At 67.6% G+C, this 13,871-nt stretch carries 12 protein-coding genes; 5 read left to right on the top strand and 7 right to left on the bottom strand.

From position 1 onward, the window contains the following. Window position 1: 1 nt before the first annotated feature. From QC821_RS08810 to QC821_RS08780, 7 genes are all read right to left on the bottom strand, one after another. Window positions 2-997 carry an ion transporter gene (locus QC821_RS08810; RefSeq protein WP_309719823.1) on the bottom strand — a complete coding sequence of 332 codons (996 nt, stop codon included), beginning with the start codon at window positions 995-997 and terminating at the stop codon, window positions 2-4. A 34-nt stretch (window positions 998-1,031) separates the two neighbouring features. Next, the gene (locus tag QC821_RS08805) at window positions 1,032-1,571 is read right to left on the bottom strand and encodes an acyl-CoA thioesterase (protein WP_309719821.1); all 540 of its coding nucleotides are present in this window, start codon (window positions 1,569-1,571) and stop codon (window positions 1,032-1,034) included. 91 nt (window positions 1,572-1,662) lie between these two features. Then, window positions 1,663-2,973, bottom strand: coding sequence for a short-chain fatty acid transporter (locus tag QC821_RS08800; RefSeq protein ID WP_309719819.1), 1,311 nt, complete (start codon window positions 2,971-2,973; stop codon window positions 1,663-1,665). A gap of 253 nt (window positions 2,974-3,226) precedes the next feature. Further along, complete coding sequence (locus tag QC821_RS08795; protein ID WP_309719817.1) at window positions 3,227-4,567, bottom strand: MATE family efflux transporter; 1,341 nt, start codon at window positions 4,565-4,567, stop codon at window positions 3,227-3,229. 37 nt (window positions 4,568-4,604) lie between these two features. After that, a complete protein-coding gene (locus tag QC821_RS08790; protein WP_095622700.1) occupies window positions 4,605-4,853 on the bottom strand; it encodes a YfhL family 4Fe-4S dicluster ferredoxin in 249 nt (82 codons plus the stop codon). Between the two features lie 49 nt (window positions 4,854-4,902). After that, window positions 4,903-5,382 (bottom strand): pantetheine-phosphate adenylyltransferase, encoded by a 480-nt coding sequence (gene coaD / locus QC821_RS08785; RefSeq protein WP_095622699.1) that lies wholly within the window; start codon window positions 5,380-5,382, stop codon window positions 4,903-4,905. A 39-nt stretch (window positions 5,383-5,421) separates the two neighbouring features. Next, on the bottom strand, window positions 5,422-7,302 hold the full coding sequence (locus tag QC821_RS08780; RefSeq protein WP_309719936.1) for a beta-ketoacyl synthase: 1,881 nt from the start codon (window positions 7,300-7,302) through the stop codon (window positions 5,422-5,424). Window positions 7,303-7,626: 324 nt separating this feature from the next. Between QC821_RS08780 and trmB the strand changes: the two genes are divergently transcribed. From trmB to glnE, 5 genes are all read left to right on the top strand, one after another. Continuing rightward, the gene (gene trmB / locus QC821_RS08775) at window positions 7,627-8,331 is read left to right on the top strand and encodes a tRNA (guanine(46)-N(7))-methyltransferase TrmB (protein WP_309719810.1); all 705 of its coding nucleotides are present in this window, start codon (window positions 7,627-7,629) and stop codon (window positions 8,329-8,331) included. A gap of 29 nt (window positions 8,332-8,360) precedes the next feature. Further along, entirely contained in the window at window positions 8,361-8,690 is a 330-nt protein-coding gene (locus QC821_RS08770; protein WP_095622697.1) for a DMT family transporter, read from the top strand. 14 nt (window positions 8,691-8,704) lie between these two features. Further along, entirely contained in the window at window positions 8,705-10,165 is a 1,461-nt protein-coding gene (dacB, locus tag QC821_RS08765) for a D-alanyl-D-alanine carboxypeptidase/D-alanyl-D-alanine endopeptidase (protein WP_309719805.1), read from the top strand. A gap of 98 nt (window positions 10,166-10,263) precedes the next feature. Then, window positions 10,264-10,635 (top strand): diacylglycerol kinase, encoded by a 372-nt coding sequence (locus QC821_RS08760; RefSeq protein WP_309719802.1) that lies wholly within the window; start codon window positions 10,264-10,266, stop codon window positions 10,633-10,635. A 224-nt stretch (window positions 10,636-10,859) separates the two neighbouring features. Beyond that, window positions 10,860-13,844, top strand: a complete 2,985-nt coding sequence (glnE, locus tag QC821_RS08755) for a bifunctional [glutamate--ammonia ligase]-adenylyl-L-tyrosine phosphorylase/[glutamate--ammonia-ligase] adenylyltransferase (RefSeq protein WP_309719798.1) — start codon at window positions 10,860-10,862, stop codon at window positions 13,842-13,844. Window positions 13,845-13,871: the final 27 nt, after the last annotated feature.

Below are 13,871 nucleotides of genomic sequence, written 5' to 3'. Positions count from 1 at the left end.
CCTAGTCGTAGCGGTCCTTCCAGCGCTGGCGTCGGACCTGCTCCTTGAGCACCTCGAGCATATCCACCAGTACCTTCTCGGTTACCGCGTCGCTGTGGCTGTCGACCTTGAGCCAGGCCTCCAGGCCGCTGTCGGCAACCCGCTCCAACAGCTGCTCGAACTCCGGTGAGCGCAGCCCGTTGGCGGCCTCTTCCACCAGTCGGCAGGCGATATCGCTGAGGGTGTCGTCGAGTGCCGCGCTGAGCTGGCGGCCCATCGGCAGGCGCCGCAGGCGCTGGATCTCCGGGCTGTTCTCCAGCGTACGCCCGACCAGCGCGCTGACGTAGCGCATCAGGTCGCCGCGATTGCGCTGGTAGGCGCTGCCGGCCATGTCCTCCAGCCGGCGGGTGATCTCATGGACCAGCGCCTGCTTGCGCGGCATCACCACCTCCTCGATCACCCGCCCCGACAGCGAGTCGCTGGCCTGCACCTGCTGCTGGATATTGCCCAGCAGGCGCAGCGCAATGCGGTCGGAAAGCTCCTCGAGCAGGATGTCGTAGTACTTGGCGACGAAGGCGTAGAGCTGCCACTGGCGCACATCGATCAGCCCCAGCCGGTGCAGGCGCTGAACCAGCGAGACCACGCGCAGCACGCGCAGCAGCCGGAAGCCGCCCACCGGGATGCAGCCGAGCACGTCGTACCAGTGCACAAAGGGGTAGAAGAACCAGCGGTGATAGCGGCGCTCGATGATCGCCACTGCCCAACCGAGCAGGACATCGGCGACGAACACCGCCACGAACATCAGGTCGATGGCGATGAAGTTGGCGTGGATACGCTGGTCGTAGGCCTGGTGAAGCCCCGGCGCCAGGCGCTCGAAGGCGGCATTCAGCGGGTCGAGCAGAAACAGCCCGTCGACCAGCAGCAGGCTCAGGTTGGCGATCACCAGCAGCATGATCAGCACATCCCACACCAGGTGCAGGCGCTCTAGGGCGGGGCTCAGGGCGTGTCGTGCGGGCATGGCGTCTCCTTCGCCTAGGGGGCACGCGCGGGCATCAGCCCGGCGTATGGCCCGCCGGCTGGGTCGCCGGCTGGGTCGCATAGTGGTGCGCGTGGGTGCGCCGGGCCTCCTCTTCGGCCTGCTTGCGCAGCTTCTTGCGCAGCGCAGCCTTGTCGAAGCGCAGCTTCTGCAGCGGCGTGTCGAGCCTGAGCGGCGGCACCAGGGCCGGCGTGCCGTCCTCGTCCACCGCCACCATGGTCAGGTAGCAGCTGTTGGTATGGCGGATCACCTTGTCGCGGATGTTCTCGGCCACCACTTTTATACCGATCTCCATCGACGAGCGGCCGACGTGATTGACCATGGCCAGGAAGGTGACCAGCTCGCCGACATGAATCGGCTGCTTGAACAGCACCTGGTCCACCGACAGTGTCACCACATAGCTGCCCGAGTAACGGCTGGCGCAGGCGTAGGCCACCTCGTCGAGCTTCTTGAGGATCGCCCCGCCGTGGACCTTGCCGCTGAAGTTGGCCATGTCGGGGGTCATCAGCACGGTCATCGAGAGCTCATGCTGACCGGAGAGGGCGTGTTCGTCCATCGAGGGTGTCCTTATGAGCAGTGTTGACAGCATAGCGCCTTGCCCCCAGACGGGGACAAGGCGTTTCGTTGCTAGCGGACGGGCTGTCGGCCTAGAACCAGGTCAGCCCCACCGAGATGATCGCGCCGGTGACGAACAGCTGGATCAGGCAGAAGCCCATGATGTCCTTGGCCTTGAGCCCGGCGATGGCCAGCACCGGCAGCGCCCAGAACGGCTGCAGCAGGTTGGTCCAGGCATCGCCCCAGGCCACCGCCATGGCGATCCGCGAGACGTCGGCGCCGAGCGCCTCGGCGGCAGGCAGCATCACCGGTGCCTGCACCGCCCACTGGCCTCCGCCGGAGGGCACGAACAGGTTGACGATGCCGGCACTCAGGAATGACCAGAACGGCAGCGAAGTCTCGGTGGCAAACGACACCAGCCCCTCGGACATGCTCTGGGCCAGCCCCGACTCGACCATGATCGCCATGATGCCGGCGTAGAAGGGGAACTGGATGACGATCCCGGCGCCGCCCTTGATCGCCTCGTGCAGGCAGTCGAGTAGCCGCCGCGGAGTACGGTGCAGGACGATGGCCAGGAACAAGAACAGGAAGTTGACGATGTTGAGGTTGAGGCTGCCGCCGCGCAGCAGGAAGTGATCGGCGAGGAAGATCAGCCCGGGAATGCCCACCAGCCAGGCCAGCGCCTGGCTGTTCTCGAGCCGCTCGGCGGGACGTGTGATGCGGCTGCGCGCCGGCGGCGTGTCATCGAGCTGGGCGGCATCGATGTACACGCTGTCCTTTTCATCGGGCAGCATCATGCGGTTGACCAGCGGTACGGCGATGAACAGGCAGGCCACGATCGCCAGGTTGAAGAAGGCGAAGATGGTGCTGCCGGTGCCGATCACGCCGATCTGCTCGACGCTGAAGTGGCCCTCGGTGGCAATGGTCAGCGGGATCGAGCCGGCCAGTCCGCCGTGCCACACCACGAACCCCGAGTAGGCGCTGGCGATCAGCAGCCGATAGTCGACGCGGATCTGGCGCGCCAGCTCCTTGGCGAACAGCGCCCCGACCACCAGCCCGAACCCCCAGTTGATCCAGCTGGCGGCCAGCGACACCACGGTGACCAGCAGGATCGCGCCGCCGGCGTTATTGGCCTTGCCCGCCAGTCGCTCAAGCAGGCGCTTGACCGGCGGCGAGCTGGCCAGCATGAAGCCGGTCACCAGCACCAGCAGCATCTGCATCGAGAAGGCCAGCAGCCCCCAGAAGCCGTCACCCCAGAAGCGCAGCACCGCCAGCGGCGTCTGGCGCTCCACGGCGATGGCGGCGGTGGCGGCGATCAGCGTCAGCAGCAGCACGAAGATATAGGGATCGGGCAGGTAACGCTCCACCAACCTGACGGCGGGGCGTGACAGGAACTTGAGCATGGCGTGGTCGCTTTTATTGGTTGAGTAGATCCAAGCTAGCCCATTCAGCCTGACTTGGCAGCTTAGGCCGGGTCAACGTTCGGGCTATCGCAGTTGCAACTTAGTGAAGAACGCCGGGGACAGGACGAAAAGGAGGTTTGTGCCATGGATGGCGCAAGGTAGCGCCCAGGGATGGGTTTACAGCGCCTCCTTGCAGGCCTGTCGCCGGATCAGTTCGAGCGGTGCTGCCTGTGTAATAGCTCTGGGGTCAACGTTAGGAACCTGACAGACTCCTGGCGCACCAACGCTGGCGCCGGTAGTACAGGTAGTAGCCGCCGAGGGTCGCCGAACGCACCAGGGTGAAAACCGTGAAGGCCAGCCACAGGCCGTGGTTGCCGAGGCCCTGGGTCAGCCACCATACCGGCAGGTAGACGGCCAGGGCGATGAAGATGCTGTTGCGCATTTCGCGGCTGGCGGTGGCGCCGATGAACACCCCGTCGAGCAGGTAGCTCCACACCGCCAGCAGCGGCATGATGATCATCCACGGCAGGTATTGCGCCGCCGTGGCGCGCACCTCGGGGAGGTCGGTAAGCAGCGCGATCAGCGCCTGGCCGCCGAGCAGGAAGGCCAGCGACGCCGCGCCGGCGGCGAACAGCGAGAAGCGCGCCGCGGCGCGCACCGCGGTGGCGAACTCGTCCCAGCGGCGGCGCCCCACCGAGCGTCCGACCAGCGCCTCGGCGGCGTGGGCGAAGCCATCCAGGGCGTAGGAGGTGAGCATGATGAACTGCAGCAGCACGGCGTTGGCGGCGAGCACGGTGTCGCCCTGGCTGGCGCCCTGGGCGGTAAAGAAGGCCATCGCGAACAGTAGACCCAGGGTACGCACGAACAGATGGCTGTTGACCTGGAACAGCTCGCGGTAGGCGACGAGCTTGAGCAGCCGCTGGCGCAGGAAGCGCCCCTCCAGCAGGCGCAGCTGACGCAGCACCAGCCAGCCGCCGAAGGCCAGCGCGGTATAGTCGGCAATCACCGTGGCCCAGGCCACGCCGTCGCTGGTCATGCCCAGGCCGACCACGAACAGCAGGTCGAGCACGATATTGACGCTGTTGGTCAGTACCAGGATAGCCAGCGTTACCCGGGCATTCTGCTGGCCCAGGAACCAGCCAAGGATGGCGTAGTTGGCGAGCACCGCCGGCGCCGAGAGAATACGGATCTGGGCATACTCCCGGGCCAGCTCGGTGGCCACTTCGCTACCATCGAGCAGCCACAGGCCGAGCTCTATCAGCGGCGTCGAAAACACGATCAACGCCACGCCGATGGCACCGGCCATCAGCAGCGACTGGCCGAGCAGGTTGCGTACTTCGCTGTCGTTCTCGCGACCCACCGCCTGGGAAGTCAGGCCGGTGGTGCCCATGCGCAGGAAGCCGAAGCCCCAGTAGAGGAAGCTGAACAGGGTCGCGCCGAGGGTCACCGCGGCCAGGTAGCGCGAGTCGGGCAGGTGGCCGACCACGGCGGTATCCACCAGGCCGAGCAGCGGCACGGTGATATTGGAGAGTATGATCGGCCAGGCCAGCAGCCAGATGCGGCGGTCGGCGCTGCGCGGCGACGGGGAGCTCATTGGCGTCCTTGCGGAAATGGAGAAACTGCCAGGCGTCTCAGGCGGCGGTGATGCGCTGGTACTTCTCCATCAGCTCGGCGCGACTCTCTTCGCGCTGCGGGTCGAGGGGAATGCAGTCCACCGGGCAGACCTGCTGGCACTGCGGTTCGTCGAAATGGCCGACGCACTCGGTGCACAGGCCGGGGTCGATGACGTAGATCTCCTCGCCCTGCGAGATGGCGCCGTTGGGGCATTCGGGTTCGCAGACGTCGCAGTTGATGCACTCGTCGGTGATCATCAGGGCCATGGGGCTACCTCGGGATTGCCTGAGCTGAGCGTAAATCTTAGTACGTTACTCAGGTATTGTAATGCCTGTCGAGCGCCTCGACGACCGTGGGATGCACGTGCTGGGATATATCGCCTCCCAGACGAGCGATCTCGCGCACGATGGTCGAGGAGATATAGGAGTTCTCCACCGCCGGGGTAAGAAACACGCTCTCCACGCCGGGCGACTGGGCGCGATTCATGTTGGCCAGCTGCAGCTCGTACTCGAAGTCCGACACCGCGCGCAGGCCGCGAAGGATGATCCGCGCACCCTGCTGCTCGAGCAGCTCGGTGAGCAGGCAGGCGAAGCCGGTGACCTCGACGTTGGGCAGCGGTTCGACCACCGTGCGGGCCAGCGCCACGCGGGTGTCGAGGTCAAGGGTGGGGCGCTTGCCGGGGCTCGCCGCCACCGCGATCACCACCTTGTCGAACATCTTGGCGGCGCGTTCGATCAAGTCGTAGTGGCCGTTGGTGATGGGGTCGAAGGTGCCGGGATAGACCACGATATTCATGCCAGCGCTGCTTCCCTGAAGTCGGTGTATGGATGGCGCTCAGTCGTCGAGCGAACCGTAGGGGTTGTCGACATCCAGCGAGACCGGCCGTGCATAGCCGGGGATCTCGATCTGCGTGGCGCTGATGGTCAGCTCAGGCCCTTCGAGCACGCCCTCGCCGAAACGGTACAGTGCCCGGAAATGGCCACGGTCGGCAAGTCGTTCATAGGTCGCGCTGATCGCCAGGGTCGCCTCGCGGCGAGTGCGCCAGGCGTCCATCGCGGCCGCACCGTGGCGCTTGGTAAGCAGCCGCTCGGTGGCGGCCGGCGACAGTACCAGGCCGGTGGCGTTGTTGCCGCCGAAGCCCTTGGCATTGATGAAACAGGCGTCGGCGTCGAAGGCCTGGGCCTCGCGGGAGAAACGCAGTCGCTCGGCGTGAACGTCGCTGGCCACCGCGTCCAGGGTGGGAATGCCCGGCAGCCAGCCGTGGGCGAAGCTGCCCAGGGCGCTGGCCAGCTGGTCGCCGGCGGCGCTGCCCTGGGAGTGACCGACGAAGGCCTTGACCGCAACCACCGGCCAGTCGTCGATGGCGTTGGCCGCGGCGATGCGGTCGAACACATGCGACTCGGTAACCCGGTTCTTGGGCGTGCTGGTGCCGTGGGCGTGCAGGAAGCTGCGCTCGCGCACCGCCTGCTCGCCGAGCATGGCGTTGGCCAGCGCCACCGCCTTGCCCAGGGTCACGTAGTTGCCGATACCCGGCGCCGAGATCGAGCGCTTCCAGCCGTCGGCGTTGACGAACACGCCGGGCACCGCGCCGAGAATCTGGGCGCCGGTCTCCAGCGCCAGGGCGTCGTCCATCAGCAGCACGAACTGGCTGGCCTCGGCGATGGTGAAGCCGCAGTTGCGGGCGAACGGCCGGCAGGCGCGCTGGTAGTCGGCGTCGGTCAGCAGCGCCAGGGCGTCGAGGGCCTTGAGGCTGTCGTCATCGGCCAGCGCGCCCATGGCGCGGAAGCCCTCGATGATCTCGGGGGTGATCGGCGCATCGGCGGTACCCACCATCACCACCCGCCGGCGGCCGCTGGCGATGTCGTCGACGCCCAGCCGCAGATTGTAGAGAAAGCTCGCGCAGGCGCCCTGGGCGGCGCCGGTGGCACCGACGCTGCCCAGCACGTAGGCGTTGAGAAAGTCGGCCGGCATCTGGCCGTAACCCAGCGGCATCTGCTTGGACGTGGCGCGATTGCCGGACACGAAGCTCTTGAGCAGCCCACCCCAGCCCGGGTCGTCGAGCTGGCCGATGGAGTTGCCTGCATAGACCGCGATGTCGTCGGGATCCAGGCGGTCCTGCAGCGACTGCCAGTCGAGGCCGCTCTGGCCGAGGCAGTCGGAGGCGCCGAAGATGCTCATCGACAGCCCGCGGGGGTGGTGCACGCTGCGATAGAAGCGGCTGGGATCGAAGCCGCTGGGCAGCTGGCCGGCGGCACGCACCTGGGCCGGGCGCCGCTCGGGCAGCATCACGTCGAGATTGCCGGCGGGGACGCTGACCTCCAGCTGGTGGCGGTCGATCTCACGCACCTGCCAGGTCTCGGGCAGCGCGTCGGGTAGCTGGCGGCGGCGCACGCGAAAGGTCAGCGGCGCGTCGAGGGCCAGCTGGGCCTGGCGATTGGCCGGGATGCCGTCCTCATTGAAGCGTGGGTCTTCGATGCGCCGGATCAGGGTGTGGTCGAGGACCCGCTGGCGGAAGCGGTCGACCAGCGCCGCTGCGTCCAGCGGCTCACCGCTGGCATCCTGCCAGGTGTCGTCTTCACTCGGCTGGGCGAGACGCATCATGGCGGCCAGGCCCAGCAGGGTCTGTTCCTGGTCATCCTTGTGCAGGGCAGCAAGCACCGTGCGACGGTAGGCCTGATGGCCAGAGGTTCTGCCGGCGGCGTTGACCCCGCCCATGCCGACGATCACCGGTAACTGTGACAAGCCGCGTTCCTCGTTGTGCTGTGGGTGTCTACGAGTCGTTTTTTATCGAATGGCGCGATGATAGCACCGGGGTCGGCGTGGCGTCATGCCGCCGCCATGCGCGGGCGCCAGAGCGGTGTTAAAACAAATGTTTGAAAATGGTGCGCTGCGGCGCTAGAATGATACGGCTGTTTGAGTCATACGAGTTGGTAGTTGGCGCGTCCTCCGGGATGCGCCGTTTTTTTGCGCGTCCATTGGCCTGTGCGCGGATCGGCAGGCTGCTACCATGGCCGCTGAATTCCTCACCTTAGCGCTGCCATGTCCGACGAGTCTCGCCGTATCCAATCCCGTCAGAGCGGGCCCCACGATGATCTGCAGCGCCGCGTGCAGCGTGCCCTCGAGCACCCCTGGCGCAAGCCGATCGCCGATCATACCCGGGGTGCATTCGACGCTGCCGCGGCCTGGCTGGCCGAGCAGCGCAAGCCGCTGGTGCTGGATGCCGGCTGTGGCGTGGGGCTCTCGACCCGGCGGCTCGCCGAGCGTCACCCCGGACATGCGGTGCTGGGCATCGACCGCAGTGCCGATCGCCTATCGCGGGACCACGGCCCGCTGCCAGCCAACGCCCGGCTGGTGCGCGCCGACCTGGTCGATTTCTGGCGGCTGGCGCTGGCCGCGGGCTGGCGGCCGGAGTACCACTATCTGCTCTACCCCAACCCCTACCCCAAGTCGGTACATCTCAAGCTGCGCTGGCAGGGCCACCCGGTGCTGCCGCACCTGCTGGCGCTGGGCGGCCAGTTGGAACTGCGCTCGAATTGGGCGATCTATGTCGAGGAGTTCGGCCAGGCGCTGCATCAGTCCACTGGCGTGACGGCGACGATCGCTGCCTTCGATCCCGGTGGCGAGCCCCTCACCCCGTTCGAGCGCAAGTACCACGCCAGCGGCCAGACGCTGTGGCGCCTCGTGGCCTCGCTGGCCTGGCGGCCTGACCTGGTACCGCGGGACATGCCAGGCGTCGAGCGCTAGACTGGCGTGCCGATTTGCAGGAGCAGGCCATGACGTATCTCTTTCTGGCGCTGGCGATCATCGCTGAAGTGATCGCCACCAGTGCCCTCAAGGCATCCAACGAGTTCACCCGGCTGTGGCCCAGCGTACTGGTGGTGGTGGGCTATGCCACGGCGTTCTATATGTTGACGCTGGTGCTGCGCACCCTGCCGGTGGGTATCGCCTACGCCTTCTGGGCCGGCCTGGGCATCGTGCTGGTCACGCTGATCGGCATCGTGCTGTATGGCGAAGTGCCCGACGTACCGGCGCTGCTGGGCCTGGCCATGATCGTCGGCGGGGTGGTAGTGATCCAGGTGTTTTCCAAGGTTTCGGCCCACTGATTCAGGAGTCGCGCATGCTGCGTCGCGTTATTGCCCCGCTGGCGGGCCTGTTGCTGTCACTGCTGGCGCTGCCGGCGCTGGCCGCCGGCTTTGCCAATCTCGAACGCATGGCCGAGCAGGGGTTCTTGATCAGCGCCGAGGCGCGGCTGCTGGATGGCGGCGGCGAACTGCTGGGCGCCATCGAGCCACAGCGTCAGCTGTCGCCGGCCTCGGTGTCGAAGATCTACCTGGCGGCGGCGGCGCTGGAGCGCTGGGGACCGCAGCACCGCTTCACCAGCGAGCTGAAGAGCGCCGGCGAGATCGACGCCGACGGCATCCTGCAGGGCGACCTGATCTTAGAGGGTGGCGGCGACCCGGCGCTGGTCTCCGAGGAGCTGTGGAAGCTGGTGCAGCTGCTGCGCCAGCACGGCGTACGCGGCGTCAACGGCCAGCTGGTGGTCAGTCAGTGGCGCTTCGGCCCGGTGGCGTGCGTGACCCGTGACCGCTGCGAAACCGTCGAACGCTCGGCCAACACCTACAGCGCGCTGCTCAGCTCGGCGGGGGTCAACTACGGCAGCTGGTGCATGAACGTGCATCCCGGTGCCAGCGTCGGCGAGGCGGCGAGGGTGGTGAGCTGCGATACCGTGGAGCCGGTGATCGGCATCAACAACCAGGTCACCACCGTGGCCGCCGGCAATGCCACCGAGCTCAATGCCGAGCGCGTCACCGATGCCGGTGGTGACACCATGATCCTGCGCGGCCAGATCGCTGCCAATGCCCACCCCCGCGAGGTCTATCGAGCCAGCTCCGACCCCGCCGGGCAGACCGCCCAGACGCTGCTGGCGCTGCTCGGCCAGGCGGGTATCGAGGTCGGCGGCGACGCCGCCGGCGTGCCCTATGTCACCACCAGCGTGGAGCCCAACGGCGCCGCACGCCGGCTGGCGGCAGTGGACGGCAAGCCGCTGCAGGAGCTGGTGCTGCGGACCATGAACTACTCCAACAATTTCATGGCCGACGTGCTCAACCTGGGGCTGGTGCCGACGCCGCAGACGTCGCTGGAAGAGGCCGCCCAGGCGCTCGAGGCCTACGCCGCGGCGATTCCCGGGCACGGCCCGTTGACGCTGCACAGCGGCAGCGGCCTGACCACCACCAACCGCACCTCGGCGGCGGGGGTCAACGCGCTGCTTGAGTATGCCTACCATCGGCCGGCGCTGTTCCCGCACCTGCTGGCCAGCATGCAGACCCCGGTCAACGGCCCGTCACGCTTCATCCGCCGTGGCGGCGAGCGCTTCCAGAACAACGTGATGCTCAAGACCGGCACCCTCAACCAGCCCTTTGCGGTGCGCTCGGTGGGCGGCTATTTCCGCACCGACAGCGGCCGCTGGGGCGTCTTCACGGCACTGGTCAACGGCACCTCGAGCACGCCCTGGCTGAACTGGACCCAGGTGCTCGATCCGCTGACCGAAGACCTCGATGCCATGATCCGCGCCCACTGAGCCGCGTTGGCGACCCACGCCGGGGAGGCGTGGTTTTTTTGCTACTATCGTCACTCGTGCCGCCGAGGCGGCGTCGATCCACCCGCAAGAGCGATACGATGAAACCTGGGCATACCGGCTGGCGCCATCTGGTGCACTCGACCCGCTATTCACTCAAGGGCCTCAAGGCTGCCTACCGCAACGAGACGGCCTTTCGTCAGGAGGTGGCGCTGTGTCTGGTGCTGCTGCCGCTGGCGATCTGGATTGGCCGCACGCCGCTGGAGTGGATCCTGCTGATCGGCAGCTGCCTGCTGGTGCTGATCGTCGAGTTGCTCAACAGCGCCATCGAGAACGTGGTCGACCGTATCGGCACCGAGCACCACGAACTCTCCGGCCGGGCCAAGGACATCAGCTCGGCGGCGGTGATGCTGGCGCTGCTGTTCGCCGGCCTGACCTGGGGGCTGCTGATCATCCAGCGCCTGATGGGGTAAGCCCTGGCACTGAATTTGCCCCGACGCAGAGACTCCGGGGGCAGGTCTAAGAGGGGGTTTCGATGCCATGGATGGCATCGGTAGCGCCCAGGGATGGTTTATAGCGCCCCCTCGTTGGCCTGCCCCCGGATCGGGTCCGAGCGGCTGTCATAGGCATCATAGGTGACCCTAGCCGCCGGGCTTCGCTATGCTGAAGGCAATTTGCCGCTGACTGCGAGAGCCCCATGGCGCTGCCCGATGACTTCCTGCCCCGCGACGACCTGCCCAAGGCGCTGCACACACGCCGCGACCAGCTGAGCCAGCGCCTCGACGAAGCCTTGAGCCAGGCCGACAACCTGGCCGAGATGCAGCAGCAGGAGGGGCCCGGGGCCAACTGGGCGGCGCTGTCCGAGTCACGCCGTTGCCAGCTGGCGCGGGTGCTGTGTATCTCCGATTTTGCCACCGAGACCCTGACCCGCTACCCCGACTGGCTGATGCAGCTGGACACCGCCGATGAGCTCGACGCGGCGCCCAGCGCCGACGACCAGGCCGCCTGGCTCGACGAACTGCTCCAGGAGGCCAACGACGAGGCGGCCATGCAGCGGGTGATCCGGCGCTTTCGTCGGGCGCGCATGCTGGGCATCGTGTGGCGCGACCTGACCCGCCCGCCGGGGATCGATATGTGGGCCACTGCGGCCAGCGTCTCGCGGCTCGCCGAGGTGTGCCTCGAGGGCGCGCTGGGCTGGCTCGAGGCCCACCACGCCGAGCGCTGGGGGCTGCCGGCCGAGCGTGACGGCGAGCCGCAGCGCATGGTGGTGCTGGGCATGGGCAAGCTCGGCGCCGGCGAGCTCAACCTGTCGTCGGATATCGACCTGATCTTCGCTTTCCCCGACAAGGGCACCACCCAGGGCGGCAAGCGCGAGCTCGACCACCAGGAGTACTTCACCAAGCTCGGCCAGAAGCTGATCGGCGCGCTGGATGCCGTGACCGCCGACGGCTTCGCCTTTCGCGTCGATATGCGCCTGCGCCCGCTGGGCGACGGTGGCCCGCTGGTCGGCAGTTTCAGCTCGCTTTCCAGCTACTACCAGGATCAGGGCCGCGAGTGGGAGCGCTACGCCATGCTCAAGGCGCGCCCGGTGGCCGGCGACCGCCAGGCCGGCGACGAGCTGCTGGCAAGCCTCAGGCCGTTCGTCTACCGCCGCTACCTCGACTTCGGCGCCATCGAGTCGCTGCGCGAAATGAAGGGCATGATCAACCGCCAGGTGCGCCGCAAGGGCATGGACGACAACATCAAGCTCGGTCGCGGCGGCATCCGTGAAGTCGAGTTCGTGGTTCAGGCCTTCCAGCTGATCCGCGGCGGCCGCGACACCGAGCTGCAGGTCACCTCGCTGCGCCAGGCGATGCAGATCCTGCCGGCGCTGGGCCTGCTGCCCCAAGAAGTGGTCGACGAGCTGGCGCCCGACTACGCCTTCCTGCGCGACCTGGAGCACGCCATCCAGGCGCTGGAGGATCGCCAGACCCAGGCGCTGCCGGAAGAAGACGAGGAGCGCGAGCGGGTCGCCCTGGCGCTGGACATGGAAGGCTGGCCGGCGCTGATTGCGCGCCTCGACGAGGTGCGCGAGCGTATCCGCGGCCACTTCGATGCGGTGATCGCCGACCCCGAAGAGGAAGTGGAGGACGCCGCCGAAGGCGACGACGAACCCGACCTGGACGAGTGGCGCGGCCTGTGGCGCGGGGTCATGGATGACGACGATATTCTGGCGCTGCTAAGCGAGGCAGGCTTTGACGATGCCGCTTCAGCCGCCAAACGCTTGTCGGCGATGCGCGAGTCGCGGGCGGTGAAGAGCATGCAGCGCATCGGCTACGAGCGCCTCGATGCGCTGATGCCGATGCTGCTCGCGGCGATGGCCGACAGCGAGGCCCCGGACCTGGTGCTCGAGCGGGTGCTGCCGCTGATCGAGGCGGTGCTGCGGCGTACCGCCTACCTGGCGCTGCTGCGCGAGAATCCTCAGGCCCTCAGCCACTTGATGCGGCTGTGCGCGGCGAGCCCGTGGATCGCCGAGCAGCTCGCCCGCCACCCGATCCTGCTCGACGAGCTGCTGACCCCGGCCACCCTCTACACCCCGGCCGACAAGCAGCACCTCGCCGACGAGCTGCGCCAGGCGCTGGGGCGCATCCCGGAAGACGACGAGGAGGCCCAGCTCGAGGCGCTGCGGATCTTCAAGCACGCCCAGGTGCTGCACGTGGCGGCCTCGGATATCGCCGGCGCCCGCGCGCTGATGAAGGTCAGCGACTTCCTCACCTACATCGCCGAGGTGGTCCTCGAGCAGGTATTGGCGATGGCCTGGAAGCACCTCACCCGCAAGCACGGCCGCCCGGCGCGGCGCGACGGCGTGCCCGGCGACACCGACTTCATCATCGTCGGCTATGGCAAGCTGGGCGGCATCGAACTCGGCTACGGTTCGGACCTCGACCTGGTGTTCATCCACGACGCCGCCTCCCAGGGCACCACCGACGGGCCGCGGCCGATCGACAACCCGGTGTTCTTCACCCGCCTTGGTCAGCGCATCATCCACCTGCTCACCGCGGTGACCCCGGCCGGGGCGCTGTATGAGGTCGACATGCGGCTGCGGCCGTCGGGCAATTCCGGGTTGCTGGTCACGCCGCTGGAGGCCTTCGCCGACTATCAGCGCCACCAGGCCTGGACCTGGGAGCACCAGGCGCTGGTGCGGGCCCGGGTCGTCGCTGGCGACAGCCATCTCGGCGAACGCTTCGAGGCGGTGCGCAGTGAGATCCTCGGCGCGCGGCGCGATCTCGCCTCGCTGCGCGAGGAGGTGGTCAAGATGCGCCACAAGATGCGCGAGCATCTGGGCAGCAAGGCCAGCGCGCGCCAGGCCGGACGCTTCGACCTCAAGCAGGACGCCGGCGGCATGGTCGATATCGAGTTCCTGTGCCAGTTCGCGGTGCTGGCGATGAGCGCCGATGCTCCAGAGCTGCTGCGCTGGAGCGACAACATGCGCCTGCTGGAGACCCTCGAGGCCTGCCAGCGGCTGCCCGCCGACGAGGCCCAGGGGCTGCGCGACGCCTACCTGGCCTACCGCCACGCCACCCACCGCGCCGCGCTGACCAAGGCCGAGCGGGTCGTCGATGCCGATGAGGTGGCGGCGCACCGCGAACTGGTGCGGCGCGTCTGGCAGCGCTGGATGGGCGAGGCGGAAGAGCCGCGCTGAGGCACTCAAGCTAGTCAATTCGATCAT

The organism is Franzmannia qiaohouensis, from assembly GCF_031451695.1.
GTDB classification, from domain to species: domain Bacteria; phylum Pseudomonadota; class Gammaproteobacteria; order Pseudomonadales; family Halomonadaceae; genus Franzmannia; species Franzmannia qiaohouensis.
The sequence above is the reverse complement of the archived record's forward strand: the minus strand, read 5'-3'. Positions and strand labels throughout refer to the sequence as shown.